Genomic DNA, 24,791 nt, shown 5'->3' on the forward strand with positions numbered 1-24,791 from the left:
CCCGGGTGTATGGTGTAGCAGCGCCGGCCATCGCGGCCGGCCTTTCGTGTCAACTTCGCCAAACAGGAGCGCGTTGGATATGGAATGGAAACTGCATCGGTCGGGCTGGATCGAAGAACGCAACTTTGACATCGAATTTGCCGAAACGCCTGACGGGTATCACACCCGCGTGCGCATCTTCGGCTTTCCCATCCTGGAAGACACCAAGCACGTGTTTCCCAACGAGGCGCTGGCAGAAAAAGGCGCGCTGACGCTGCTCAAGAGCCAATTTGCCGGCACGCCCGATCTGGAAGAGAAGTAGCCTGCCAAGGGGCGGCAGCGGGGGCGTTCTGCAATAATCTTTTGGTTTCCATCCAGGCCCGGCGGGGGTGCCGGGGGGGCGTATCGGGAGGCGCATGAGCCCACTGGAGTTGTTTCGGTCGAACGTCCGCGCGATGCGGATCCTGAGCGGCGAGGCGCGCCATGGCTGACGGCGAAACGCTTGCCGGTGCGCGCCGGCGCCGGACGCGCCGCTATTCCATGCGGACGGGCCTGCTGGCCCTCGTCTTTGCCTGTATTTCTCCAGCGCTCCTCGTGGCGACGGTCGCGGTCTACGAAAGCTACGTCATCCAGAAGGAACGCATCTTTCGCGACACGATCTTCCTGGCGCGCAATCTCACGGCAATCCTCGATCGCGAGCTCACTGGCGTTGAAGCCGGCCTGCAGATGCTGGCTTCGTCTCCGGACCTGGTCGAAGGAGACCTTGCCGGCTTCCATCGCCGCGCGCGCGAGTCCGTGCGGTTCCAGATCGTCGACAGCTACGTCCTGACCAATAAGGAAGGGCGCCAGATCATCAACACGCAGGTGCCCTATGGCACGGCGTTGCCGTCCACGGGTGCCCCTGATCAACTGCTTCGCGTCTTCCAGTCGCGCATGCCCGTGCTGACGGGTCTGTTCGCCGGCGGTCTGAACAAGGATCCCACCATCGCGCTGGGCGTGCCGGTCGTGCGAGGCGGGGAGGTGGTCTACAGCCTGAACGTGGGACTGTCGCCCGAGCGCATCGGCAACGTGTTGGGCCGCCGCGCCTTGCCCGAGGGCTGGGTGGCCGCGGTGTTGGACGACTCCGGAACCATCGTCGCCCGCACCCGCGACACGTCGAAATTCGTCGGCCAGAAGGCGGTGCCGGCGCTGGCCCGCGCTGTCCAGCAGGAAGGCGAAGGATCGCTGGAAACGATTACCAAGGAAGGCACGCCGGTCTACACCGCGTTCAGCCGGTCGGCGCTATCGGGCTGGACGGTTGCCGCGGGTGCGCCGATGCAGTTGCTGACCACGGACCTCTACCGCTCCATTGCGTGGATCGGTTTGGGCACGTTGTTCGCATTCGGCCTGGGGTTGTGGCTGGCCCTCAGGCTGGCGAGCCGGCTGACGTCGGCAGTGCAAGGGCTGGTCGCGCCAGCGCTGGCGCTGGGCGAGGGCCGCACCGTGGAGCTGCCGGCCACGCGCATCAAGGAAGCCCAGGAGGTCGGGGCCGCGATGCTGCAGGCATCGCGCATGCTGGCGCGCGCGCAGCACCTGGCGCACTACGATCCGCTGACCGGCTTGTGCAATCGGGTGCTGTTCGGCGAGCTCGTGCTGCGCGAGCTGGCGGTCGCGCAGCGCAGCGGCGATTCGTTCTCGATCCTGGCGATCGACCTGGACGGCTTCAAGGCCGTTAACGACATGCACGGCCACGCCGCGGGCGACACGGTGCTCAAGGAGGCCGCCGACCGCATGGCGAGCGCCATCCGGGTTTCCGACGTGGCGGCACGCCTCGGCGGTGACGAGTTCGCGGTGCTACTGCTGGGCGCCCATCAAGAGGACGCGCGGCTGGTGGCCGAGGCGCTGGTCGAGAGCCTGTCGCTGCCGTATCCCAACATTCGCGTCGCGGTGTCGGCGAGCATCGGGATTGCGGTGTATCCCCAATCGGGCGCCACCATGCTGCAATTGCTCGAGCGCGCCGATGTGGCGTTGTATCGGGCCAAGGGCCTGGGCAAGCGGCGGGTGGCGCTGGACCAGTGAGTCCGGCGCCAGGCCGGACGCGTCAGGTGCCGTGGCGCGGCGTCAGGGCCGTCACGACTTCGCCTGATCCCAGGCGATAGCGCTTATCGTCCAGCGCGATGACGGAATCGCCTTCGGATGTTCTGAATATGTAGCGCAAGCCGGCGCGCGGCACGGCATCAGCCCCTGCATCCTCCGTCCGCAAGAACACTTCAATGCGGTAAAGCCGCCCCGAATTCGTGCTTGCCAGCACGTCGCTCAACCTGCGTGTGGAAATAGCCATGCCGCGATTTCTCCGTTCGGTTTTCGCTAAACTTGCCGCCTTGGCGCCGGGCCAGCCCAGTTCTTGCACAGGCACGGCGCGCAATCGGAAACAGTAATGCAATTGAATCCTGGCCGGAATGCGGCCACTTCCCTCGGTTTGCTGGCGATCCTGCTGTGGGGCACGGTCGTCGGACTGATTCGAGGCGTCAGTGAAAACTTCGGCCCGATCGGCGGCGCCGCGCTCATATATTCGGTGGGTTCGATCTTCCTGGTGTTGTTGCTGGGCTTTCCCAAGCTGCGCACGTTTCCCCGGTCCTACCTCATCGTGGGCAGCCTGCTGTTTGTCGCTTATGAGATCTGCCTGTCGCTGTCGCTGGGATTCGCAGTCGATCGCGGACAAGCCATCGAGTTGGGCATCGTCAACTACCTGTGGCCGTGCCTGACGGTGGTGTTTGCCATGCTCATCAACGGCCAGCGGGCAAGCGTCTGGGTAGCGCCGGGCATCTTGTTGTCGGTTTGCGGCATCGTGTGGGTCGTGGGCGGAGCCGGCGGGCTGTCGTATGAACGCACCGTCGCCAATGTGTCGAGCAATCCTCTCAGTTATGGATTGGCCTTCAGCGGCGCCATCATCTGGGCCGTGTATTGCAACGTGACCAAGCGCTTTGCCGACGGCAAGAACGGTGTCGCGCTGTTTTTCGTGCTGACCGCTGCTGTCCTGTGGATCAATTACGCGATCAGCGCGGAACCCGCGCTTGCGTTCACAACGCCGGCCACGATCGAGCTATGCGTGGCCGGTGGCGCAATGGCCAGCGGCTACGCATTCTGGAACGTGGGGATACTGCGAGGCAACCTGACCTTGCTGGCCACCGCGTCGTACTTCACGCCTGTCTTCTCCACCTTTTTTGCCGCGCTCTGGTTGGCGACGCCGCTTACCCTGTCGTTCTGGCAGGGCGTGGCGATGGTCACCGCCGGTTCATTGTTGTGTTGGACGGCAACCCGCGGCAGACCGGCCCGTAACGGATAGTCCGGGCCTGGCCTTCGGTGGGGAGACTACTCGACGAGCATCGTCAGGGCAACGGCGAACCCCAGCGGAACCAGCATTAGCGATGCAAAGGTGGAACTCACTATCGCCGCCGATATCTTCAGCCAGGGTTCGGGCCCTGCGCTTCGTATCGTTTGAATCACCAACGCGACGATACCCATAACCATCAAACAGCTCATGAAAACTGCTACGTAAGTCATGTTGTCTCCGTCCTCGCCTTATTTAGGGGATTCGGCGCCGCTGAGCGGTCTTGATGTTTGAGACGATTGTGCGCCTGTATTGCAGGACTGCACCCTAGGGTTTTCCTTGCCGGTCGTCGGCTTTGTGGCGTATTAGCCGCGCACGCTGCAGCATGAAATCGGTGTGCGGATGCAGCATTTTCCAGGCGTCGTGTTCGGGGGCGGCGGCTTGGCGCGATTGCGCTACGATGGCGTCATCGAAACACCGAAGAGGCCGCCAGATGCCGCAAGAATTACGTCCCGGCACGCGCGCCACCCTGCAGGTCCGCCAGCTTTCGCCTGGTGAATTTGCGTGGATCATCACCTTGCTTGATCCCCAATCCGGGAATGTGCGCAGCACCAATTACTCGGACAGGCGATACGCCAGCCAGGATGAAGCCTCCGCCGCCGGCAAGGCCGCCGTTGTTGCTTTTCTTGCGGGCGATGCCCCCGACCGTGGGGTCGCTTTGACCGGCAGCAAGCGCAAGGACTGACGGATTTGCGCTTTCCTCAAAGGCACTGAACCCTTGAAAGGTCTCGGGCACGCCATTTGCTGATGCTCAACCGAAGCGCGTCTTGCGCTGCTTGAGGAGAGGCAATCATGTCCCAGATCCCGCATCGAGAACCCGGTCAACCGGACGATCTTACGCCCGACGATCCGGCGCTTCCGGGCAATGCCCCTGCGGACGATCCGCGTCCGGACCCGGGTCGTCCCACCGACAATCCCGGCGTCATCGATCCCACGCCGCCCGCGCCGGATCCCCGCGCCCCGGGCACCATCGACCTGGCCTGATTCCGGCCAGCGACATTTCCATCCAGATCCATTCATCGAAGCAAGGAGGTTTCCATGCGCTCCATCCTGTTGTGGCTGCTTGGCGTGCCCATTCCGATCATCATTCTGCTGGCGTTGTTCTGGCACTGAAGGCCGGTTCGTCATTCCCGCTTTGGCACCCGCGTCTGCGCGGCTGCGTAAGACTCTGGACAAGGATCGATCATGCAAAATACATCTTCATTGAGCCAACCCTATGCCGATGGCGTGCCTCCACGTGAGTCCGCCATTTCGGCCGTGTCGTGGGCGGCGGTTTTCGCCGGCGCGGTGATTGCCGCCGCGCTCTCGCTCGCGTTGTTTGCCGGTGGCACCGGCCTGGGTTTCCTGTCCGTATCGCCGTGGGGCGACGAGGGCGTGTCGGCCCCGACCATCGGTATCGGCATCATTGTCTGGATGCTGATCACGCAAATCCTCTCGTACGGCATCGGCGGCTATGTCGCCGGACGCCTGCGCACCAAATGGGTCGACGTGCACTCGGATGAGGTCTATTTCCGAGATACGGCGCATGGCTTTCTGGTCTGGGCGCTGAGCGCCGTGGTCAGCGCTGCGCTGCTGGGATCGGCGCTAGCGTCCATGGCATCGGGCGCGGCCAAGGCCGGCGCGGCCGTGGCGGCCACTGCCGGCACCGCGGCGACCGCAGCTGCGACGGCTGGCGCGGCGGGTGCGAGCAATGGCGGCGGCATGGAACGCGCCACCGACTATCTCACCGACACCCTGATGCGCTCGGAACGCCCCGAAGCCAACACCGACCCCGAAGCGGCCCGTGCCGAAGTCGGCCGCGTCGTCGCCATGAGCATCACGCGTGGCGACATGACGCCCGCTGATCGCGACTACGTTGTGAAGGTCGTGGCCGCGCAGGCCGGCGTGGAACCCGCCGTGGCGCAACGCCGCGTCGACGAGGCGATCCAGAACGCCAAGAAGACCGCGGAAGAAGCCAAGGTGAAGGCCAAGGAAGCCGCGGACACGGCTCGCAAGGCCGCTGCGGCGTTTGCGCTGTGGGGCTTTGCGTCGATGCTGATTGGCGCGTTCGTGGCGAGTCTGGCTGCGACGTGGGGTGGGCGTCGACGCGATACGGTGTATCGGACTTGATGGGTTGAGGCTGGTATTGTCCGAATGAAAAAGGCCCGCACAATGTGCGGGCCTTTTTGAATTCTTTGGTGGCGCATCCCTGATTCGAACAGGGGACCTGCGGATTATGATTCCGTCGCTCTAACCGGCTGAGCTAATGCGCCATCTTCTTAGCTGAACAGTTTGCGTTGCAATTGCTGCTCAACGAAGAACGAAATTCTAGCACGAAGTTTTTTTGGAGTGCAAGTGGACGGGCGCAAAAATCCCCTCAATCATCCCGAGCCAGCCGGATGCCCGAGAACTGCCACCGCGCCTCGGGCGGAAAGAAGTTCCGGTAGCTTGGCCGGATGTGATCGCGGGGCGTGGCGCAGGAGCCGCCCCGCAGCACGTACTGGTTGCACATGAATTTGCCGTTGTATTCGCCGACGGCGCCGGCGCTGGGTTTGAATCCGGGGTAGGCATCGTAGCCGCTCGACGTCCATTCCCACGCGTCGCCAAACAGTTGCACGGGACCGCCCTGGCCATTGCGTCCGGGGGCGGGGCGGGTGTCCAGGTGGCCGTTTTCCAGCAGGTTCGCACGGGCCGAGTAGGTGTCTTCCGAAAGCTGGCGGGCGGCGTGTTCCCATTCGGCTTCTCGCGGGAGCCGCGCGCCTGCCCAGCGCGCGTAGGCATCGGCTTCGAAATAGCTGACGTGCGTGACGGGCGCCTCCCATTCCAGGGGCTGCATGCCGCGCAATGTGAAGACGTGCCAGTCGTCGCCGTCGCTTTCCCAATAGAGCGGCGCGCGCCAGCCTTGCGCGCACACCATGTCCCATCCCATGGACAGCCACAGTTCGGGACGCTCGTACCCGCCATCCTGTATGAAGTCCAGGAATTCGCGCTGGGTCACGAGGCGATCGGACAGGGAGTAGGGCGTCAGCAAGACATCGTGAGCCGGGCCTTCGTTGTCAAAGGCAAACCCGCGTCCGTCGTGGCCGATGCGTGTGACGCCACCTTCGTAGCGGGTCCACCCTGCGTCCGTCGCAGGCGGCAGCGCGGGCTGGCCGGGCGCGACGTACGCGGGCCTGAGCGGATTGGCCGACAGCATGTGCTTCAGATCGGTAAGGATCAGTTCCTGGTGCTGCTGCTCGTGGTTCAGGCCAAGCTCAAGCAACGCGTCGAAGTCGGCATCGTTGCCGCCCAGGCGCGAGATCAGCGCGTGCATGGCCTCGTCGACGTGTTGGCGGTACCGCAAGATCTCGGCGAGCGGGGGGCGCGACAAGAGGCCGCGTTGCGGCCGCGGGTGCTTGGCGCCGACGGCGTTGTAGTAAGAGTTGAAGAGCATCCGGTATTGCGGATGGAAAGGCGGCGTGGATGCGTCGAAGCGCGCCAGCAGGAATGTTTCGAAGAACCAGGTGGTGTGGGCCAGATGCCATTTGACGGGGCTGCAATCCGGCATGGATTGCACCTGGCAATCTTCCGGACTGAGCGGGGCGGCGAGGGCCGAGGTGGTCGAGCGTACGGCATCGTAGCGGTCGTGCTGTCCGGCCTGTCCGCTGGCATAGGGCGCGATGGCGGGATGGGTCAGCAGGCATGCGGGGTCCATGGCGATCCTCCGGGGGCGTCGTGGGTGGTCCCGCGTCAGGCGCGGGCGCTGAAAACAGAAAACCAGTCGCGGGCATCCGACCAGTGCGCGACATCGCGAAAGCCCGCGCGATGAAGCAGGTCGCTGAAGGCCTGTGGCGTGAACTTGTACGAGTTTTCCGTATGGATGCGCTCGCCGCGCTTGAAGTCGCGATGACCGCCGGGCCAGGCGACGCGCAACGCGCGCTGCGCTTCCAGGTGCATCTCGACCCGCGAACGTTCGCTGTTGAAGATGGCCACATGGCGCCAGTCGTCGACATTGAAATCGCTGCCGAGCACCGCATTTACGTGGCGCAGCAGGTTCAGGTTGAACGCGGCCGTCAAATGCAGGGCGTCGTCGTACGCGGGTTCAAGCACGCTTCGGGGCTTGACGCGGTCGACGCCGATCAGCAGGCCACCGCCGGAACACGACTCGCGGATCCGCCGCAGCATGGCGTACGCGTTGTCGGGACCAAGATTGCCGATGCTGGATCCTGGATAGAAGAAAAGGCGCTGCGGTGTCGGTATGTTGTCGGGCAACGCAAGTTCATGCGAGAAATCCTGTCCCACGGCCGTGATCCGCATGTCGGGATAGGACAGCTTCAGCCGCCGTACAGCCGCCTGCAGATAATCGGCCGAGATGTCGACCGGCACGTAGTGGCTGGGCCGCAGGCTGGCGAATAGCCGCTCGGCCTTGACGCAATCGCCGGCGCCCAGGTCGACCATGGCCTGCACCGGACCGACATGGCGGGCGATGTCAGCGCCATGACGCTGAAAGATTTCGTCCTCGCAGCGCGTCGGGTAGTACTCGGGCAACTGCGTGATGGCCGTGAAGAGCGATGAGCCCAGCGCGTCGTATAGGAACTTAGGGTCGATGTGGGCGGGGCTGTCCAGCAACCCATCGTGCAATTCGATCTGCTCGGCGCTTTGATGCTGCGGTTCTTGCGCGACGAATTCAGGAGAAACGGCGGCAAGGAGTGCGGAAGGGGAAACCATGCGTTCAGTTCCTTTTTGGGGCGGTTGAAGCGCATTGAGAAGGCCTATTGTGGCGGCTGAGGGGGTTTGTGTGTCAAGCGCCAAGCCTCTGAATGCAATGGACTTTTACGAAATCGAAAACGCGTTTGCCCGGGCGAGACAAGATGTGCCTGCTGATTCGCACCCGGCGTCAGACGTTGCCATCAGCAAGTTTCGCTCCGCTGAAATATCGGTTTACGGCTGGTTGCGAAAGCTCGGGCAGTTGGGGCCATAGCTATGGACAATGGGGCTTCGGCCATGCGGAACGATGTGTTCCGCGGCCCTGGCGATGCTGCGTTGCATCAGGCAACGGTTGCGTTAGCCGGGACGGTCCAAAAAAACAAGGAGCTAACCATGAATCGAAAGCACCAGCGCGCTGAAATGGCTTTGCATCGTGAACGCGTGAATGACAGCTTCCACGAACTGCTGGCCGGGACGGAGGACCTCTTGCGTTCGACCGCGTCGTATACGGGCTCCGAAATCGAATCGGCGCGTGCGCGCCTGAAGCGCCAGCTTGCAGATGCGCGTGAATCGGCAGGCGGGTGGGAAGGCGTGGCTCGGGAACGGGCACGCCGGGCCACGGCTTACGCAGACGAATACGTGCATGAGAATGCGTGGAAGTCGGTCGGCGTGGCGGCGCTGGTGGGCGCCGTGCTCGGCTGCATCTTCGTGGCGGGCAACCGACGCTAGAGGCGCATCATGAGCCCATTACCGGCCCTGAGCCGGGGTGGGCCGCGCAATGCCTTGCAGGAACTGACGGCCGGCGCGCGCCGTCCTGTTTGCGTGCGTCGCGTCCGTGCTCGCCGCCTGCGCCAGCGTCCCGGACGCGCAGGAACGGCACGCGCGCGCCGCGCAGGCCGGCCTGTCCGCGGATGCGGCGCAGGACAGTTACCGTCGCGGGCAAGGCATTGCAGCGGACCCTCAAACACCCAAGGACGACTTCCTTGCCCGGCACCTGGCGGTGGAGCAGGCGGTCAGCGGCGCGCCGCTGGTCAAGGGCAATCGCGTGCGGTTGCTTACCGACGGTCCCAGCACGTACAAGGCGATGCTCCAGTCCATCGGACAGGCGCGCCGCTACGTCCACATGGAAACCTACATCTTCGAGGATGACGCCGAAGGCCAGCGCTTTGCCGAGGCGCTGATCGCGGCGCGCAACCGGGGCGCCGAGGTCTCGTTGATGGTGGACGCGGTCGGGACGATCAAGACGCCCGATGCGTTGTTTCAGCGCATGCGCGACGCGGGCGTCCAGGTGGCGGTCTTCAATCCCGTCAATCCGGTCAACGCCCGCGCCGGCTGGTCGCCGAACCAACGCAACCACCGCAAGGTGCTGGTCGTCGACGGCAAGGTGGGCTACCTGGGCGGCATCAACGTCAGCAGCGTGTACGAGTCGTCGTCGTTCTCCGGCGGCAGTGGCTCGGGTTCGGGATCGGGCGGCGGCTCTGGCGGCGGCTCCGGCGATAAGGCCGGCGACCCGCCGGAAGACGCCGATTCCGCGCCGTGGCGCGACACGCATCTGCGCATCGAAGGCCCGGCGGTGGCAGAGTTGGAGCAGGTGCTGCAGGCCGGCTGGGCGTCGCAGGCGAAGGAGCCCATCAAGGGCGGTGATTCGCGGGTTGCGCCGCCTGTCGGCAATACCACGGTCCGCATTCTGGCCAACCAGCCCGACCGCAGCGACGGCTACACGGTCTACCTGACGCTGATGTCCGCCTTCGAAAGCGCGCAGAAATCCATCCACATCACGATGGCGTACTTCGTGCCCGATCCTGCGTTTATTGAGGTGCTGCAGTCTGCGGCCCGGCGAGGCGTGGACGTGGTGCTGGTGCTGCCGGGCTTCAGCGATTCGTCGCTGGTGTTCCACGCGGGGCGGTCGCATTACACCGATCTGCTGCGCGCCGGCGTGAAGATCTACGAGCGGCGTGACGCGTTGCTGCATGCGAAGACGGCGGTGGTCGACGGCGTCTGGTCGACCGTGGGATCCAGCAACATGGATTGGCGCAGCTTTGCGCTGAACTATGAGATCAATGCTGTGGTGCTGGGGCCCGAGTTCGCGGCCGAGATGGAGACGTTGTTTCAGCGCGACGTGGCCGATGCCGTGCAGATCACGCCCGAGGCCTGGAAGGAACGCGGCCTGGACGACCGCTTCATGGAGTCGTTCTCGCGCATGTTCGAGCGCTGGTTGTAGCAGACGCGGCGGCCTGAGCGGCGTGTTCCCGCGCGAGCGCCGTGGTGATGTCGTGCGTGGGCTGGAATGACTGCGCCTGCGCCATCGCCCAACCTGCACGAAACACTTGATGCCGGAACTCGCCGCGCAGCAGTTCGCCGGGCGCAAGCTCGGGGAACAGCGCGGACAAGAGGCGGATTTCGCTGGGGGAGATGCGGCGCGCGATATGGTGCGGACGCAACTGGCTGGGGTGGGTCAACCCCGCCGCGGCCAGCAGTTCGGCAAGCGCGTGCAGCGTGTTCTTGTGGAAGTTGGCCACGCGCTGCGCTTTGTCCGGAACGACCAGCGCGCGTTGCCGCAGCGGATCCTGCGTGGTGACGCCGGTGGGGCACTTGCCGGTGTGGCAGGCCTGCGCCTGAATGCAGCCGATGGCGAACATGAAGCCGCGCGCGGCGTTGCACCAGTCCGCGCCCATCGCCATCACGCGGGCCATGTCGAAAGCGGTGATGATCTTGCCCGACGCGCCCAGCTTGATGCGGTCGCGCAGGTTCACGCCGATGAGCGTGTTGTGCACCAGCCGCAGCGCCTCGCGCAGCGGCGTGCCGACATGATCCACGAATTCCACGGGCGCCGCGCCCGTGCCGCCTTCAGCGCCGTCCACCACGATGAAGTCCGGCGTGATGCCGGTTTCCAGCATGGCCTTGACGATGGCGAACCATTCCCACGGATGCCCCACGCAGAACTTGAAGCCGACGGGCTTGCCGCCCGAGAGCTCACGCAGGCGCGCCACGAATTTCATGAGGCCGATGGGGCTGTCGAACGCGGAATGGCTGGCCGGCGAATTGCAGTCCTGCCAGGGCGCGACGCCGCGCGCTTCGGCGATCTCGATGGTTACCTTGCCCGCGGGCAGGATGCCGCCGTGGCCCGGCTTGGCGCCTTGAGAGAGTTTGATCTCGATCATCTTGACCTGCGGCGTACAGGCGTTGCGCACGAAGGCTTCTTCGGAAAACGCGCCGTGCTCGTCGCGGCAGCCGAAGTAGCCCGAGCCGATGTTCCACACCAGGCTGCCGCCCGGCTGGCGATGGTAGCGGCTGATGCCGCCTTCGCCCGTGTCATGCGCGAAGTCGCCTTGCCGCGCGCCTTCGTTCAGGGCCAGCACCGCGTTGGCCGACAGCGCGCCAAAGCTCATGGCCGACACGTTGAACACCGACATGGAATAGGGCTGCGTGCAATCGGGCCCGCCCACGGTCACGCGAAAGTCGGTGTCGTTGATGTGCGAGGGCGACATGGAATGGTTGATCCATTCGTAGCGGTCGCCGTAGACGTCTTCCTGGGTGCCGAAGGGGCGCTTGTCGATCTCGCGCTTGGCGCGCTGGTACACGATGGAACGCTGCGCGCGCGAGAAGGGCGAGGCCTGCGTGTCGTCCTCGAGGAAATACTGGCGGATCTCGGGGCGGATGAATTCGAACAGAAAGCGCAGGTTGCCCAGCACGGGATAGTTGCGGCGGATGGCGTGGCGCGGCTGAATCAGGTCGTACACGCCCAGCGCGCCCAGCAGCGCCAGCGGCACGGCGGCTGCAAGCCACCACAACGACGCGGTGACGGCCAGGACTGCGGTGATCGCCGCGCCGGCCAGGGTCAGGAAAAAGGCCGTGAAGCGGCCGGCTATCCAGTTCATGTCCATCTCCGTATTTCGGAATGGAGCCACCATACACCAGGGCAGCCGTCTGGCGGATGAATGGCGCGCGGTGCGAGCCTGCGCTGGCGTGGGCCTCGCGCAAGTGTGCCTCACGCCGAAACCCGCATGGCTGCTGGCTTTGCAGCAAGGCAAAAAAATGGCCTCCCGTGTCGGGAGGCCATTGTTGGAACACTGTTTCTCAGCAACTGGACGCCGGCGGCGTCTTCTCGACGGCCAGGCCGAAGAGCGGACGCAGGCGCACGCCCAGCGCGCTGCCGGCGAACGCGGCAGGCAGCCACAGCCAGGCATGCAGGCTGCCCGACAGGATGCCGCTGAAGTAGGCGCCGATGTTGCAGCCGAAGGCCAGGCGCGCGCCGTAGCCGAGCAGCAGGCCACCGATCACAGCGCCGGCGAGCGAACGCGCGGGCACCTTCCACACGGGCGCGAACTTGCCGGCCGCGCTGGCGGCGGCCAGTGCGCCGAGCATGAGGCCAATGTCCATGACGGTGGTGACATCCTGGCGCAGCGGCGCGGCAAGCGACGGCTGCTTGGCCCAATAGGCCCAGGTGGCGACGTCGCCGCCCGCCGCGTCCAGCGCCTTGGCGCCCCACAACGCGAATGCCGACGTGATGCCCCACGGACGGCCGGCCAGCGCCAGCGTCGCGAAGTTCAGCACGACCAGTGCCACGCCGCCCCAGATGAGCGGCCATGGGCCTTGCAGCAGCGAGGCCGGGCGCGCAGTGCGCGACGCGAAGGAAATCACGTGGCCGTGGCGGCGCTTTTCCAGCGCGGTGGCGATCCAGGCGATCAGGGCAAACACGGCCAGGTTGGCGATGATGGCGGGCGCCAGGCCCCACGTCTTGATGAGCGAGGTGGGCGCCAGCGCCGGCAGGCTGGACCACCAGCCGAAGTTGGCGGTGGCGATGACCGAACCCACGATGAAGAACAGCAGCGTCACCACCATGCGGGTGTTGCCGCCGCCCACCGCGAAGAGCGTGCCGGATGCGCATCCGCCGCCCAATTGCATGCCGATGCCGAACAGGAATGCGCCCAGCACGACCGACACGCCCGGGGGCGACACGAAGCCGGTGACCGGCTGGCCGAACAGCGTGCCGGCAGCCAGGAAGGGGAAGAACAGCAGCACGCCCGCGGCCAGCATCAGCATCTGCGCGCGCAGGCCCGCGCCGCGGCGGTCCGATACGAACACGCGCCAGGCCTGTGTGAAGCCGAACGAGGCGTGGTAGAGCGTGACGCCGAGCAGCGCGCCGATCACCCACAGCGCGCCTTGGCGCCAACTGACGGTCTGGTTGAGGTACAGCGCGCCGGCCAGCACCAGCAGCATTGCGATCCAAAGCGGCTTGCGGTTGATCTGGATGGGCGGCAGAGCCGGGGAAAGGGGCAGGGAGGAAGCGTTGGCGCTCATGGGAATCCCGAGGATAAGGCGTAAATGCAGGACGTAAATGCAAACGGGTGCGTCGACGCACCCGTGGGAATAGCCGCCAGTCTAGTCCTGGCATTAAATTTCTCAAACGAATGAATTGTGCTTTAACGATAACTAAAAGTTATATAAAGCGTTGGCGGGAAATAAGTCGCTTGCCGGTTACGAGACGGGATGCGCGCTGATCCACGCGACGAGCAGGCTGACCGTCAGCACCGACGCCACGGTACTGACAAGGATGGCGCGCGACGTGACGCGGGCATCGCGCCCGTACATCTTCGCCAGCATGAAGGGGCCGGTGCCGATGGGCAGCGCGCTCATCAGCACGGCAGTCCAGGCCCACAGCGGCGGCATCGAGAACACGTAGAACGCCAGCACTGCGGTTGCCGCCGGCTGCAGCAGCAGCTTGCCCAGCACCAGGCGCAATACGCCGGGCCCGGAACTGGCGGTTTCGGTTTGCGCCAGGAAGAGGCCGATGGTCACCAGCGCGCACGGACTGGCCGACGCGCCCAGCAAGGCCACATACCGGTCGACGCCTTCGGGCAGCGCCACGCCCGTGGCGGCCCAGGCCAGTCCCAGCACGGGGGCGGCCAGCAGCGGGTTGCGCACCAGCGCGCGGCCCACCTTGAGCAGCGTCGCCGGCAAATTGGGCGTCTGCTGGCGGTCGAACTCGATCAGCGCGATGGCAAATCCGAACAGAACGCTGGCGGTGAGCAACGTGGTGAAGGTGGCGGGCGCCAGGCTGTCGGCGCCAAGCAGCGCAAGGCACAGCGGAATGCCCATGTAGCCGGCGTTGGCGTAGGAAGCCGCCAGGCCTTCGATGCTGCGGTCGGTTAGCGTCTGCGGTCCGCGTTTGCGCGGCAGGAACGACACCAGGAACGTGACGGCGACGCCGCCGGCGAACGCGCCGACGAATCCCCAGTGCGCCATGTGCGCCAGGTCCACCTGCGTCATCGCGCGGAACAGCAGCGCAGGCAAGGACAGGTACACCACGTAGCGGTTCAGCGCGTCGGTCGCGTGAGTGCCCAGGATGCGCCAGCGGGCGGCCAGCCAGCCGGTCAGGATCAACGCAAAGACCGGCAAGGCGGCGGTGACGACGGCGTTCATGGGCGGAGGCGCGAGGGCGGAAAGGCGCTCATTCTACTTGGCGCTGTCGCTCGTCTTGCCCGATTTGCGGGTGACCAGCAGGATGCCCAGCGCGGCCAGCGCCATGCCGGGCCACGCCAACGGCGGGATGGATTCGCGCAGGATCAGCAGCGCAATGACCGCCGTGCAGGGCGGCACCAGGAAAAACAGCGCGGACACGCGCGATGCTTCGCCGTGGCGGATCATGGCAAGCAGCAAGGTGATAGCGACCAGGGAATTGCCCACCACCAGATACGCCAGCGAGCCCAGCAACGGTCCCGTCCAGTCGATGTGCATCGGCTCCAGCCAGAACGCCAGCGGCGCGGACACAGCAAGTCCCACGCCGTACTGGACGAAGTTGGACGCAACCGGATGGATCTGCGTGCCGAAACGTTTTTCGTAGAGCGTGCCGCCCGTGATGCATAGCAGGGCGCTGACCGCGAACAGCAGTCCCAAAGGGGCCACGACATCGATCGACGCCTTGGCCACGATCACGAGCGCGGCGCCCGTCACGCCCAGCGCCAGGCCGGCCCAGCGCCGGGCGTCGACGCGTTCATGCGCAATCGCGGGCGCCAGCAGGCCGATCAATATGGGTTGCAACGAGGTGATGAGCGCCACCCCGCCCGCGGACATGCCCTGCTTGAGCGACAGGTAGGTGAAGCAGAAGTAGCCGGCCTGCAATAGCAACCCGACCATGGCGAGATGCCCCCACGCGCTGGCCCGTGCGGGGAGCGGCGGCCGCAAGGCGAGCAGGAGCGGCGTCAGGATCAGCAGAACGCAGGCATACCGCAACGCCAGAAATGTTAGCGGATCGGCATAAGCCAAGCCCACCTTGAGCACGACGAAGCCGCTGGACCACAGCACAAGAAAGAGCGCGGGGGCGGCTTTCAACCAGGCGGGCGGTGCGGCAGGCGTCATGGCGGACCAGGGGGGCGGCAAGGGCAAGCCGCGATCGTACCCCTTTTCGCGCGTTCTTCATCCCTGCGAAAATGCGGCGTAGGATTCAGTTATTCATTTGCTGCAACGTAGGGGAAGGACATGTCGGCCAATAGACAGACAACGGTTCGTATCGCTTTGGGAACATGGGATCGCTTGCGCGACGACGCTTATTCAGTGCGCCATGCGGTGTTTGTGGTCGAGCAGAACGTGCCGCCGGAAATCGAGATGGACGACGATGATGCCGTGTCGGTGCACGCCGTGGCTTACGGACCCGATGGCACGCCGATGGGCACGGGGCGTCTCTTGCCCGACGGCCACATCGGGCGGATGGCGGTTCACAAGCGCGCCCGCGGCATGGGCGTGGGCGGACAATTGCTCGATGCGCTGATCGGCCAGGGTCACGGCGACGGCCATCGCATGCTGGTGCTGCATGCGCAGACACACGCCGCGGGCTTTTACGAGGCCCATGGATTCAAGGCCGAAGGCGATGAATTCGTCGAGGCCGGCATTCCGCACGTGGTGATGACGCGCACCTTGAAGTAGGGCGCGGCGCCGCCATGCGCCGCAGCCGATGGGCTGCGGCACAGTCCCCGAAAGGCGAAAGACCGCGCCTGCAAAATAAAGACCGCGCGTTAAACGACACGCGTACAAAGCAAAAACCCCGAACGCTTTCGCATTCGGGGTTTTTCTTTTGGCGCATCACGACAGGTACCTCGTGATGTAGTAATTGGTGCCCAGGAGAGGACTCGAACCTCCACACCTTGCGGCACACGGACCTGAACCGTGCGCGTCTACCAATTCCGCCACCTGGGCGCTGTTGCTTCACTTGTTGCGTCGCTTTCGCTTCGTTTCTTGTTCAGCAGCAGAGGAACGAGATTATGCACACTTTTTTTAATGTGTGCAAGTCGTGCTGCATTTTTTTCACTTTTTTTTGGGTGGGCCGCGAGTAGGCCGCTTTCGATATAGTGTCGCCCATGTCTCGAGCCCTCTGTACGCGCTGTCTGCGCCCGCTGTCGCACTGCCTTTGCGCCCTGATCCCGTCGTTGTCGTGCCGAACCCGCGTGGTGGTCCTGCAGCATCCCAGCGAAGCGCGCCATGCGCTGAACACGGCGCGTCTTGCGGTGCTGGGTCTGGCGGGCGCGCGCCGCGTGGTGGGCGAGTATTTTTCGGAGGCGGACTGGGCGGCGCCGGGCCATGCGCCGCGTCTGCTGTTTCCTGGTGAGGGCGCCGAAGTCCTGACGCCGGGTTATGGCCAGGACCTGGGCATGCCCATCCAGCTGATCGTGCCGGACGGCACATGGGGGCATGCGCGCAAGCTGCTGCACATCAATCCAGCGCTTGCCGCGCTGCCTCGCGTCATGCTGCCACCGGGTCTATCGACGCGTTACCGCGTGCGCCATGCCGATGTGGCCGGCGCGCTGTCGACCATCGAGGCGGTAACGCACGCGCTGAACGCCATCGAGGCCCCGCGCAATTTCGATGCGCTGCTTGCGCCATTCGAGGCGTTGATCGATGGGCAGATCGACGGCATGGGCGCCGATCTTTATGCGCGCCATCATTTGAATCGCAAGGTGCCCTGGCGATAAGGATGGGTCAAAAAAGGCGGGGGGGAGGGCGCCTTGCAACGGGCAAGCGTGGAAACGGAAAAAGCAAAAGCCCCGGAAACCTATCGATTTCCGGGGCTTTTTAGCCTTTTTTCTCAAGCCAGTTGAAAACTGCCTTGATTAGAATTCCGTGGTGCCCAGGAGAGGACTCGAACCTCCACACCTTGCGGCACACGGACCTGAACCGTGCGCGTCTACCAATTCCGCCACCTGGGCACTGAAAGATACTGTCAGAACTATGTGCTACGCTGCGTTCCAGTCACGTGAGTTTGTTCAGAATTCAAGCCGGATTTAAATCCGGATTCAATTCTTGAACTAATCCATGCGTCTGAATGCAGTTGGTTTTACAATCGGTTTTTTCAAACCCGGTTTTTAAACCTTCCTGACCATTTCTGCTTCAGTGTTCAGCCTTGGGCGAACCACAGAAGCTGCGCATTATATACGGAAAATTTAGCTTTGGCAAAACGATCGAATAACGAATCCAATAAGAACAGATCAACACCCTTGCCCGAAGCGCCGCCGGACTTCGACCCTGATGTTCCGTCCCGTGAAGCCATCCTGACAGCGCTGCGCGCCGCGGGTTCGCCGTTGTCTCCGGCTGAGCTGGCTGAGCGCATGGGCGTCGAGCGCGAGGCGACGTTGGTGGGGTTTGAACGCCGCCTGGGCGCCATGGAACGCGACGGGCAGTTGATGCCCAACCGCAAGGGCGTGTTGCTGCTGGCGACCAAGCTCGACTTCGTGGCCGGCAAGGTGCTGGGGCATCGCGACGGCTTCGGATTCCTGCTGCGCGATGACGGCGGTCCGGATCTGTTCCTGTCGCCCCGCGAAATGCTCAAGGTGCTGCATGGCGACCGCGTGCTGGTCAAGCCGGGCGGCGAATACCGGGGCAAGCCGGAAGGCACCATCGTCGAAGTCATCGAGCGCCGCACCAACAAGCTGGTGGGCCGCTTCCTGCACGAGCATGGCCTGTCCATCGTTGTGCCCGAAGATCAGCGCATCAAGCACGACATCCTGATTCCGCCGAGCGACACCAATGGCGCCCAGCACGGGCAAGTGGTCGCGGTGGAAATCATGGCGCAGCCCACGCGCCACACCCAGCCGCTGGGCCGCGTGGCCGAGGTGCTGGGCGAGATCGACGATCCCGGGATGGAAATCGAAATTGCCGTGCGCAAGTTCGACGTGCCGGTCGACTTCACGGATGGCGCCTTGAAGCAGGCCGCGCGCCTGCCGGATACGGTCCGCAAGTCCGACCTGAAAGACCGGGTCGACCTGCGCGACGTGCCGCTCATCACCATCGACGGCGAGGACGCCCGCGACTTCGACGACGCTGTGTATTGCGAGCCGGTGGAACTGGGCACGGGCCAGCGCAAGCGTCCGGGCTGGCGCCTGTTGGTTGCCATTGCCGACGTCAGCCATTACGTGCGCCCCGGCGATTCGCTGGACGACGATGCGATCGAGCGCGGCACCAGCGTGTATTTCCCGCGCCGGGTCATTCCTATGCTGCCCGAGTCGCTGTCCAACGGTCTTTGTTCGCTGAATCCTGACGTCGACCGCCTGGTGCTGGTGTGCGACATGGTCATTCCGGCCAGCGGCGCCAAGGCCGGCACGGTCACGGCGTACCAGTTCTACAACGCGGTCATGCACTCGCACGCCCGCACCACCTACACCAACATCTGGGCGGCCCTGCAGCAGCCGGGTGGTCCCGCCGCGCACGCGATGCGCAGCGTGATGCCGCAGGTCCAGCACCTGTACGAACTCTTCCAGGTGCTGTCGCAAGGCCGCAAGAAGCGCGGCGCCATTGATTTCGACACCGTCGAAACCAAGATCGTCTGCAACGAGCTTGGCCGCATCGAACAGATCGTGCCGTCCGTGCGCAACGACGCGCACAAGCTGATCGAAGAATGCATGCTGGCCGCAAACACCTGCGCGGCTGACTTCATGACGCGCAGCAAGCATCCGGGCCTGTACCGCATCCATGAAGGCCCCACGCCGGAACGCCTGCAATCGCTGCGCGAATTCCTGCGCACCATGGGTCTGTCGTTGGGCGGGGGTGAAACGCCCACCGCCAAGGACTACGGCGATTTCCTCGACTCGGTGCGCGGGCGTCCCGACTACCAACTGCTGCAGACCATGTGCCTGCGCTCCATGCAGCAGGCCGTGTACAGCCCTGACAACATGGGCCACTTCGGCCTGTCCTATCCGGGCTACAGCCACTTCACCTCGCCGATCCGCCGGTATCCCGACCTGCTCACGCACCGGGTGATCAAGGCGCTGCTGGCGGGGCAGAGGTATGTGCCCAGCCTGGACGACCACGCCGTCGTCATCGGCCGCACGCAGCGCGAACACGAGCACGCCATCTGGGAAAAGATGGGCCTGGTGCTGTCCGCCAGCGAGCGCCGCGCCGACGAGGCGTCGCGCGATGTCGAGGCCTGGCTCAAGTGCTGGTTCGTCAAGGAGCGGGTTGGCGAAGACTTCAGCGGCACGGTCACCGGCGTGGCAAGTTTCGGCATCTTTGTCACCCTGGACACGCTGCACGTCGAGGGCCTGGTGCACGTCTCGGAACTGGGCGGCGAGTACTTCCAGTTCAACGACGCCCTGCACGAACTGCGCGGCGAGCGCACCGGCATGCGTTACCGCCTGACCGACAAGGTGCAGGTGCAGGTGTCGCGCGTGGACCTCGAAGCGCGCCGCATCGAGTTCCGTCTGGTGCAGGGCACGAGCTTCGACGCGCTGCGCAAGGCGTCCGCGCGCGGCCCCGATGAACCGACGCGCCGCGTCAAGAAGGCCGCCTCGCCCAAGCCGGCGGGCCTTAAGGGCCAGACCGCCAAGGAACGGCGCGCCGCGGCCAAGAAAGCCAGCAAGCCGCCCAAGGCCGCCCAGCGGGCCGCGCCCGCCAAGTCGGCCACCCGCAAGCGCCACTGACAGGCCGCGGCGGATCCTTATGGCCATGCCGTCGTTTGGCGGCGTGGCCGTAAGGGGTAACATTGCGGTTATTGCCGGTCCCGTCCGGTGGCCCGCCCCCTCTGGGGCGGGTATTCGTTTATCTAAAGGTATTGTTTTATGGCGTCGACCCAAGTTCTGGCCGGGTTTCACGCGGTTGTCGCGCGGCTGCGCCACGCGCCCGAGTCGATCAAGGAAATCTACGTCGAGGCTTCGCGCCGCGACAAACGCATGCAGACATTCATCGAGCAGGCCGAGCGGGCAGGCCGCCGTGTGCACCCGGTTCCAATGGAACGACTGGATGGTCTGTCACGTGGCACCCGCCATCAAGGCGTCGTGGCGCTGGCCGACGAACGCCAGCTGGCGGTGGATGTCGACGAAGTGCTCGATGTGGTCGAAGGGCCGCCGCTGCTGTTGATTCTTGACGGCGTGACCGACCCGCACAATCTGGGCGCGTGCCTGCGCACCGCCGACGCCGCCGGCGTGCACGCGGTGATCGCGCCGCGCGACCGCGCCGTTGGGCTGAACGCCACCGTGCAGCGCGTCGCGTGCGGCGCGGCGGATACGGTGCCGTATCTGATGGTGACGAACCTGGCGCGCACCATGCGCAGCCTGAAGGATCGCGGCGTGTGGCTCGTCGGCACGGACGATCAGGCCACCGACAGCATGCACAAGATCGACGCGCGCCAGCCGATGGCCTGGGTCATGGGCGCCGAAGGCGAGGGCATGCGACGCCTCACGCGTGAAACCTGCGACCAGCTCGTGAACATCCCGATGCTGGGCTCGGTGGAAAGCCTGAACGTCAGCGTCGCCAGCGCCGTCTGTCTGTACGAGACCGTGCGCCAGCGTCAATCGTGATTCGTCCCATTCCGTAGATTCCCTTCTTTCTTGCGTCAGCCCATCATGCACCAGAACGGCTTTACCACCACGATCCTCCATTCCGACCGCAATCAATCCGTCGAGCACGGAGCGGTGCACAAGCCGATGCATCCGTCGTCCGAGTTTGCGTACGACGACGCGCGCGAACTGGCTGCCGTGTTCCAGGGCAAGGCGGGCTTTACGTATGCGCGCCAGGGCACGCCGACCACGACCGCGCTGGAAGCCAAGATCAGCCAGATGGAAGGCGGCAAGGGCACGGTCAGCTTCTCGACCGGCATGGCTGCGCTGGCCGCCATTTTCACCACGCTGCTGCGCCGGGGCGATCACCTGGTGTCGAGCCAGTTCGTGTTCGGCAACACCAACAGCCTGTTCGGCACGCTGCAGGAACTGGGCGTGGAGATCACGTTCGTCGACGCGACGGATTCGTCGCAGGTGCGCGCCGCCATCCAGCCCAACACGCGCATGGTCTTTACCGAGACCATCGCCAACCCGGGCACGCAGGTGGCCGACCTGGCCGTGATCGGCGAGATCTGCCGCGAAAAGGGGCTGGTCTATGTGGTGGACAACACGCTGACCTCGCCGTGGATGTTCCGGCCCGCCTCGGTCGGCGCGTCGCTGGTGATGAACTCGCTGTCCAAGTACATCGGCGGGCATGGCAACGCGCTGGGCGGCGCCGTGACCGACACCGGCCTGTACGACTGGGCCGGCAACGACAACATCTACGAAGCCTATCGCAAGGGCGCGTCCACCAGTTGGGGCCTTACGCAGATCAAGAAGAAGGGCCTGCGCGACATGGGCGGCACGCTCGCCGCCGAGCCGGCGCACCGCATTGCGGTGGGCGCCGAGACGCTGGCGCTGCGCATGGCCAAGCATTGCGCCAACGCGTTGGCGCTGGCGCGCTTGCTCGAAGAACACCCGGGCGTGGCGAAGGTGCATTACCCAGGCCTGGCCAGCCATCCGCAGCATGCGCGGGCGGCGGCGCTGTTCGGCTCGCGGTTTGGTGGCCTGCTGGGTGTTGAGCTGGCGGACGGCGTCGATTGCTTCGACTTTCTCAACCGTCTGCGCGTCGTCCTGATGGCGACGCACCTGGGCGACACGCGCAGCCTGGCGCTGCCCGCGGCCCATACCATCTATTACGAGATGGGCGCCGAACGCCGTCAGCAGATGGGCATTGCGGACAGCCTGATCCGCGTGTCGGTCGGCATCGAAGACGAGGCCGATTTGCTGTTTGATTTCGATCAGGCGCTCAATGGTTGCCTGAAGGGATAATTCGGCAGGCTCGGCCCCCCGCCAGGGCCGCGCCGGCAACGCAATCGGGTAGGAACCCATGCTCATACAGATCTCAGAAGTCTTCACGCCGCAAGAAGCGGCCGACATCCGCCAGCGGCTGGATGCCGCGGACTGGGTCGACGGCAAGGTCACTGCGGGTCATCAGTCGGGGCAGGTCAAGCGCAACCGGCAATTGCCCGAACAGCATCCCCTGGCGCAAGAGCTCGGTACCCTGATTCTGCAGCGCCTGTCGGGAAACAACCTCTTCATGTCGGCCGCGTTGCCGCGCAAGATCTTCCCGCCGCTCTTTAACCGCTACGAAGGCGGCGAGGCCTTCGGTTATCACGTCGACAACGCCGTGCGCGGCATCGCGGGTTCATCGGAGCGCGTGCGCACCGACCTGTCCGCCACGCTGTTCTTTTCGGATCCCGACAGCTACGACGGCGGCGAACTCGTCATCGACGACACCTATGGTCCGCGCGCCGTGAAGCTGCCGGCAGGACACATGGTGCTGTATCCGGGCACCAGCCTGCACAAGGTCAATTCCGTGACGCGCGGCGCGCGCGTCAGTTCATTCTTCTGGATGCAGAGCCTGGTGCGCGAAGACAGCCAGCGCGCATTGCTGCTGGACATGGACGTGGCCATCCAGCGCTTGAACCAGGATGTGGCGGGGCATGCGTCGATCGTGCAGCTCACGGGCATTTATCACAATCTGCTGCGCCGCTGGGCCGACGTTTGATGAAGCCTAAAGTGTTTTTTCGGGGTGTCGCGCAAACCCCTAAATGCGCGTTTTTGTTTATTGCGAAAACGCCTAAAAGCTAGTATTGACGCGGGTTGCCGTCAGGTTTTCTCTTGACAGCCGCTCTACGCCAAGGCCTAATGTACGTCTGCGTCGCTGACGGTTTGCAGGCAAGAAGCCAGCAAATCCTAAGCGGCGCAGCAGTTTAAAAGTTGTGCTTTGCAGCGCAAGAAAAAAGTTTATCCACTGTCTGTTCGTCGTTTGCCTGGTCTCGCGTCCATTTGTGGCATCCATCCTGACGGCCATGAACTCCGCCCCCGGCAGACTCCACACCTTGTGAGGGGTACACCTGCATGAACAAAACCGAACTCATCGATCACATCGCCAGCAAGGCCGATATCTCCAAGGCTGCCGCCGGCCGTTCGCTCGACGCCCTGATCGGTGCCGTGAAGACCACGCTGAAGAAGGGCGGTACGGTCACGCTGGTCGGTTTCGGCACGTTTGCCGTGTCGGCTCGCGCCGCGCGCACTGGCCGTAACCCGCGCACCGGCGAAACCATCAAGATCAAGAAGGCCAAGGTGCCGAAGTTCCGTCCGGGCAAGGCCCTGAAGGACGCCGTCAACTAATTGACGGTCGCTGATCGCAAGGCGCACGGCGCTGCGATTTGCCCACAAGTACGCGGTCCGGTATACTCCGGCCCGCGTATTGCTTTTGAGTACCCCAAGTTGGCAATTTTCCCGCGCTAATCGCGCCGGGCAGTTGCACTGAAATGGGTGCTTAGCTCAGTTGGTAGAGCGGCGCCTTTACACGGCGTAGGTCACAGGTTCGACCCCTGTAGCACCCACCAGAAGCACACGATTTCCGGTTCGGCAGGCACACCGTGCAAAGGCCCGAATCCGCATGTAACCCGCTCATGGCAACGTGGCGGGTTTTTTGTTTTCTGCGCCAAGCGCCAGCCCTTTTTCGTAAGCGTTTTATTGATCTCGCTTTGATTCCGATCAGTGGTGCTACGCTGTGCCATTCGAAATACAACGTGCGAATCATTCGCATTTGAGATACTATGACGGGCTTGTACCGGTCAGCCCGGCGCCGCGGTCTTGTGCGCGTCAACTTCCTGGCTGGCCGGAAAAGTCAATGCTCCCTGGCTGATTCATGCCTAGTCTTCAACCCGGTTGGAACTCTACTTCGCGGTCTTCTTTTGGTATACGCGCAGGCGCTGGTCTGGCGGTCGTCGCGCTTCATGCAGCGGTGATCGGCGCCATTTTCATGGCGCCGGAAAGCCGTCCTGAATTGGAGGAACCCGAGGCAATCATGGTGAGCGTGGTGGACGCCCCCGTCCCCCAGATCGCCAAAGCCGAACCCACGCCTGAAGTGCCGCAGCCGGTGACCGAGACGCCGCCCGAGCCTGAACCCGAGATCGAGCCCGAACCTGAGCCCGAACCGGAATTGAAGCCCGAGCCGGAACCGGAACCCGAGCCCGAGCCGGTGGTTGAAAAGCCGCCGATGCCGGCGCCCAAGCCGCCTCCGCCCAAACCCAAGCCCAAACCCAAGCCTCAGCCCAAGCAGGACGTCAAACCCGAGCCCAAGCCCGACACGCCGCCGCAGCAGACGCCGCCCAGTGGTGCGCCGGAAGGCACGCAGGCGCCGCAGGGGCCGACGCAGGGACCGCCTCCCGATCAGCCCGTGCTGGTCTCGAGCATCGAGTTCCAGGGCGCGCGTCCGATGCCCAACTATCCGATGGCATCGCGCCGCATGCGGGAAGAGGGCCGAGTCGTGGTGCTGGTGGAAATCAACACCCAGGGCTTGGTCGAGCGCGCCACCATCGACGCTTCGTCGGGCTTTCCGCGCCTGGACGAGTCGGCGCTGGCAGCCGCCCGCAAAGGCCGTTTCAAGCCGTATACCCGTAATGGCGTGGCTTATCCCGCCAAAGCAAAAATTCCGTTCGATTTCGTAATGAGGAACTGAG

At 64.5% G+C, this 24,791-nt stretch carries 24 protein-coding genes and 4 tRNA genes; 17 read left to right on the top strand and 11 right to left on the bottom strand.

Going from position 1 to position 24,791, the window contains the following annotated elements; genetic code table 11:
- Positions 1–79: 79 nt before the first annotated feature.
- Together AC6LJW_RS12980 and AC6LJW_RS12985 are read left to right on the top strand one after the other, a co-directional pair.
- On the top strand, positions 80–301 hold the full coding sequence (locus AC6LJW_RS12980; RefSeq protein WP_056567253.1) for a hypothetical protein: 222 nt from the start codon (positions 80–82) through the stop codon (positions 299–301).
- 161 nt (positions 302–462) lie between these two features.
- A complete protein-coding gene (locus AC6LJW_RS12985; protein WP_498087495.1) occupies positions 463–2,037 on the top strand; it encodes a diguanylate cyclase in 1,575 nt (524 codons plus the stop codon).
- 22 nt (positions 2,038–2,059) lie between these two features.
- Here the strand turns inward: AC6LJW_RS12985 and AC6LJW_RS12990 are convergent, their stop codons facing one another.
- Complete coding sequence (locus AC6LJW_RS12990) at positions 2,060–2,374, bottom strand: 6-phosphofructokinase (protein ID WP_235512242.1); 315 nt, start codon at positions 2,372–2,374, stop codon at positions 2,060–2,062.
- 21 nt (positions 2,375–2,395) lie between these two features.
- Here AC6LJW_RS12990 and yddG point away from each other — a divergent pair, with 21 nt between their 5' ends.
- A complete protein-coding gene (yddG, locus tag AC6LJW_RS12995) occupies positions 2,396–3,304 on the top strand; it encodes an aromatic amino acid DMT transporter YddG (RefSeq protein ID WP_498087496.1) in 909 nt (302 codons plus the stop codon).
- A 26-nt stretch (positions 3,305–3,330) separates the two neighbouring features.
- On the opposite strand, the gene AC6LJW_RS13000 is transcribed toward yddG, so the two are convergent.
- Positions 3,331–3,522 carry a hypothetical protein gene (locus tag AC6LJW_RS13000; RefSeq protein WP_056567242.1) on the bottom strand — a complete coding sequence of 64 codons (192 nt, stop codon included), beginning with the start codon at positions 3,520–3,522 and terminating at the stop codon, positions 3,331–3,333.
- A 260-nt stretch (positions 3,523–3,782) separates the two neighbouring features.
- Here AC6LJW_RS13000 and AC6LJW_RS13005 point away from each other — a divergent pair, with 260 nt between their 5' ends.
- The 3 genes from AC6LJW_RS13005 (at position 3,783) to AC6LJW_RS13015 (ending at position 5,458) form a co-directional block, all read left to right on the top strand.
- Entirely contained in the window at positions 3,783–4,034 is a 252-nt protein-coding gene (locus AC6LJW_RS13005) for a hypothetical protein (protein ID WP_056567239.1), read from the top strand.
- 107 nt (positions 4,035–4,141) lie between these two features.
- Complete coding sequence (locus AC6LJW_RS13010; protein ID WP_498087497.1) at positions 4,142–4,333, top strand: hypothetical protein; 192 nt, start codon at positions 4,142–4,144, stop codon at positions 4,331–4,333.
- Between the two features lie 201 nt (positions 4,334–4,534).
- Positions 4,535–5,458, top strand: coding sequence for a hypothetical protein (locus tag AC6LJW_RS13015; RefSeq protein ID WP_056567232.1), 924 nt, complete (start codon positions 4,535–4,537; stop codon positions 5,456–5,458).
- 66 nt (positions 5,459–5,524) lie between these two features.
- Here AC6LJW_RS13015 and AC6LJW_RS13020 read toward each other — a convergent pair.
- The 3 genes from AC6LJW_RS13020 to egtD all read right to left on the bottom strand — a co-directional run bounded on the left by AC6LJW_RS13020 (position 5,525) and on the right by egtD (position 8,035).
- Positions 5,525–5,601, bottom strand: a tRNA-Met gene (locus tag AC6LJW_RS13020).
- A gap of 104 nt (positions 5,602–5,705) precedes the next feature.
- A complete protein-coding gene (gene egtB, locus AC6LJW_RS13025) occupies positions 5,706–7,022 on the bottom strand; it encodes an ergothioneine biosynthesis protein EgtB (protein WP_056567229.1) in 1,317 nt (438 codons plus the stop codon).
- A 35-nt stretch (positions 7,023–7,057) separates the two neighbouring features.
- Positions 7,058–8,035: an L-histidine N(alpha)-methyltransferase gene (egtD, locus tag AC6LJW_RS13030; RefSeq protein WP_498087498.1), complete on the bottom strand. Its 978-nt coding sequence runs from the start codon at positions 8,033–8,035 to the stop codon at positions 7,058–7,060.
- Between the two features lie 372 nt (positions 8,036–8,407).
- Here egtD and AC6LJW_RS13035 point away from each other — a divergent pair, with 372 nt between their 5' ends.
- The gene (locus AC6LJW_RS13035) at positions 8,408–8,743 is read left to right on the top strand and encodes an ElaB/YgaM/YqjD family protein (protein ID WP_056567225.1); all 336 of its coding nucleotides are present in this window, start codon (positions 8,408–8,410) and stop codon (positions 8,741–8,743) included.
- 106 nt (positions 8,744–8,849) lie between these two features.
- Positions 8,850–10,235 (top strand): phospholipase D-like domain-containing protein, encoded by a 1,386-nt coding sequence (locus tag AC6LJW_RS13040; RefSeq protein WP_498087499.1) that lies wholly within the window; start codon positions 8,850–8,852, stop codon positions 10,233–10,235.
- Here the strand turns inward: AC6LJW_RS13040 and AC6LJW_RS13045 are convergent.
- The 4 genes from AC6LJW_RS13045 to AC6LJW_RS13060 form a co-directional block, all read right to left on the bottom strand.
- Positions 10,195–11,892: an FMN-binding glutamate synthase family protein gene (locus AC6LJW_RS13045; protein WP_498087500.1), complete on the bottom strand. Its 1,698-nt coding sequence runs from the start codon at positions 11,890–11,892 to the stop codon at positions 10,195–10,197. The genes AC6LJW_RS13040 and AC6LJW_RS13045 overlap by 41 nt on opposite strands.
- A gap of 199 nt (positions 11,893–12,091) precedes the next feature.
- Complete coding sequence (locus tag AC6LJW_RS13050; RefSeq protein WP_056567220.1) at positions 12,092–13,315, bottom strand: YeeE/YedE family protein; 1,224 nt, start codon at positions 13,313–13,315, stop codon at positions 12,092–12,094.
- 177 nt (positions 13,316–13,492) lie between these two features.
- Positions 13,493–14,437 (bottom strand): AEC family transporter, encoded by a 945-nt coding sequence (locus AC6LJW_RS13055; RefSeq protein ID WP_056567218.1) that lies wholly within the window; start codon positions 14,435–14,437, stop codon positions 13,493–13,495.
- A 33-nt stretch (positions 14,438–14,470) separates the two neighbouring features.
- Complete coding sequence (locus AC6LJW_RS13060) at positions 14,471–15,373, bottom strand: DMT family transporter (RefSeq protein WP_056567217.1); 903 nt, start codon at positions 15,371–15,373, stop codon at positions 14,471–14,473.
- A 120-nt stretch (positions 15,374–15,493) separates the two neighbouring features.
- Between AC6LJW_RS13060 and AC6LJW_RS13065 the strand changes: the two genes are divergently transcribed.
- Positions 15,494–15,937, top strand: coding sequence for a GNAT family N-acetyltransferase (locus AC6LJW_RS13065; protein WP_105238053.1), 444 nt, complete (start codon positions 15,494–15,496; stop codon positions 15,935–15,937).
- Positions 15,938–16,122: 185 nt separating this feature from the next.
- On the opposite strand, the gene AC6LJW_RS13070 is transcribed toward AC6LJW_RS13065, so the two are convergent.
- Positions 16,123–16,207: transfer RNA gene (locus tag AC6LJW_RS13070), tRNA-Leu, on the bottom strand.
- A gap of 161 nt (positions 16,208–16,368) precedes the next feature.
- Here AC6LJW_RS13070 and AC6LJW_RS13075 point away from each other — a divergent pair.
- Positions 16,369–16,980, top strand: coding sequence for a tRNA-uridine aminocarboxypropyltransferase (locus tag AC6LJW_RS13075; protein ID WP_400525404.1), 612 nt, complete (start codon positions 16,369–16,371; stop codon positions 16,978–16,980).
- Positions 16,981–17,129: 149 nt separating this feature from the next.
- Here the strand turns inward: AC6LJW_RS13075 and AC6LJW_RS13080 are convergent.
- Positions 17,130–17,214, bottom strand: a tRNA-Leu gene (locus AC6LJW_RS13080).
- Between the two features lie 240 nt (positions 17,215–17,454).
- Here AC6LJW_RS13080 and rnr point away from each other — a divergent pair.
- From rnr to AC6LJW_RS13115, 7 genes are all read left to right on the top strand, one after another.
- Positions 17,455–19,920: a ribonuclease R gene (gene rnr / locus AC6LJW_RS13085; protein WP_056567214.1), complete on the top strand. Its 2,466-nt coding sequence runs from the start codon at positions 17,455–17,457 to the stop codon at positions 19,918–19,920.
- A 138-nt stretch (positions 19,921–20,058) separates the two neighbouring features.
- On the top strand, positions 20,059–20,796 hold the full coding sequence (rlmB, locus tag AC6LJW_RS13090; protein WP_056567211.1) for a 23S rRNA (guanosine(2251)-2'-O)-methyltransferase RlmB: 738 nt from the start codon (positions 20,059–20,061) through the stop codon (positions 20,794–20,796).
- Between the two features lie 45 nt (positions 20,797–20,841).
- Complete coding sequence (locus tag AC6LJW_RS13095; protein ID WP_056567203.1) at positions 20,842–22,086, top strand: cystathionine gamma-synthase family protein; 1,245 nt, start codon at positions 20,842–20,844, stop codon at positions 22,084–22,086.
- A 58-nt stretch (positions 22,087–22,144) separates the two neighbouring features.
- Positions 22,145–22,825, top strand: a complete 681-nt coding sequence (locus AC6LJW_RS13100; protein ID WP_498087501.1) for a Fe2+-dependent dioxygenase — start codon at positions 22,145–22,147, stop codon at positions 22,823–22,825.
- A gap of 353 nt (positions 22,826–23,178) precedes the next feature.
- A complete protein-coding gene (locus AC6LJW_RS13105) occupies positions 23,179–23,451 on the top strand; it encodes an HU family DNA-binding protein (protein ID WP_003812968.1) in 273 nt (90 codons plus the stop codon).
- Positions 23,452–23,596: 145 nt separating this feature from the next.
- Positions 23,597–23,672, top strand: a tRNA-Val gene (locus AC6LJW_RS13110).
- 305 nt (positions 23,673–23,977) lie between these two features.
- Positions 23,978–24,790 (top strand): energy transducer TonB, encoded by an 813-nt coding sequence (locus AC6LJW_RS13115; RefSeq protein ID WP_056567197.1) that lies wholly within the window; start codon positions 23,978–23,980, stop codon positions 24,788–24,790.
- Position 24,791: the final 1 nt, after the last annotated feature.

The organism is Achromobacter sp. 1012554356 (assembly GCF_059760815.1).

Bases quoted from the DNA above. Each gene is read 5' to 3' on its own strand.
- AC6LJW_RS12980 (WP_056567253.1), top strand. From the start codon at position 80: ATGGAATGGAAACTGCATCGGTCGGGCTGGATCGAAGAACGCAACTTT.
- AC6LJW_RS12985 (WP_498087495.1), top strand. From the start codon at position 463: ATGGCTGACGGCGAAACGCTTGCCGGTGCGCGCCGGCGCCGGACGCGC.
- yddG (WP_498087496.1), top strand. From the start codon at position 2,396: ATGCAATTGAATCCTGGCCGGAATGCGGCCACTTCCCTCGGTTTGCTG.
- AC6LJW_RS13000 (WP_056567242.1), bottom strand. From the start codon at position 3,522: ATGACTTACGTAGCAGTTTTCATGAGCTGTTTGATGGTTATGGGTATC.
- AC6LJW_RS13005 (WP_056567239.1), top strand. From the start codon at position 3,783: ATGCCGCAAGAATTACGTCCCGGCACGCGCGCCACCCTGCAGGTCCGC.
- AC6LJW_RS13010 (WP_498087497.1), top strand. From the start codon at position 4,142: ATGTCCCAGATCCCGCATCGAGAACCCGGTCAACCGGACGATCTTACG.
- AC6LJW_RS13015 (WP_056567232.1), top strand. From the start codon at position 4,535: ATGCAAAATACATCTTCATTGAGCCAACCCTATGCCGATGGCGTGCCT.
- egtB (WP_056567229.1), bottom strand. From the start codon at position 7,022: ATGGACCCCGCATGCCTGCTGACCCATCCCGCCATCGCGCCCTATGCC.
- egtD (WP_498087498.1), bottom strand. From the start codon at position 8,035: ATGGTTTCCCCTTCCGCACTCCTTGCCGCCGTTTCTCCTGAATTCGTC.
- AC6LJW_RS13035 (WP_056567225.1), top strand. From the start codon at position 8,408: ATGAATCGAAAGCACCAGCGCGCTGAAATGGCTTTGCATCGTGAACGC.
- AC6LJW_RS13045 (WP_498087500.1), bottom strand. From the start codon at position 11,892: ATGAACTGGATAGCCGGCCGCTTCACGGCCTTTTTCCTGACCCTGGCC.
- AC6LJW_RS13050 (WP_056567220.1), bottom strand. From the start codon at position 13,315: ATGAGCGCCAACGCTTCCTCCCTGCCCCTTTCCCCGGCTCTGCCGCCC.
- AC6LJW_RS13055 (WP_056567218.1), bottom strand. From the start codon at position 14,437: ATGAACGCCGTCGTCACCGCCGCCTTGCCGGTCTTTGCGTTGATCCTG.
- AC6LJW_RS13060 (WP_056567217.1), bottom strand. From the start codon at position 15,373: ATGACGCCTGCCGCACCGCCCGCCTGGTTGAAAGCCGCCCCCGCGCTC.
- AC6LJW_RS13065 (WP_105238053.1), top strand. From the start codon at position 15,494: ATGTCGGCCAATAGACAGACAACGGTTCGTATCGCTTTGGGAACATGG.
- AC6LJW_RS13075 (WP_400525404.1), top strand. From the start codon at position 16,369: ATGTCTCGAGCCCTCTGTACGCGCTGTCTGCGCCCGCTGTCGCACTGC.
- rlmB (WP_056567211.1), top strand. From the start codon at position 20,059: ATGGCGTCGACCCAAGTTCTGGCCGGGTTTCACGCGGTTGTCGCGCGG.
- AC6LJW_RS13095 (WP_056567203.1), top strand. From the start codon at position 20,842: ATGCACCAGAACGGCTTTACCACCACGATCCTCCATTCCGACCGCAAT.
- AC6LJW_RS13100 (WP_498087501.1), top strand. From the start codon at position 22,145: ATGCTCATACAGATCTCAGAAGTCTTCACGCCGCAAGAAGCGGCCGAC.
- AC6LJW_RS13105 (WP_003812968.1), top strand. From the start codon at position 23,179: ATGAACAAAACCGAACTCATCGATCACATCGCCAGCAAGGCCGATATC.
- AC6LJW_RS13115 (WP_056567197.1), top strand. From the start codon at position 23,978: ATGCCTAGTCTTCAACCCGGTTGGAACTCTACTTCGCGGTCTTCTTTT.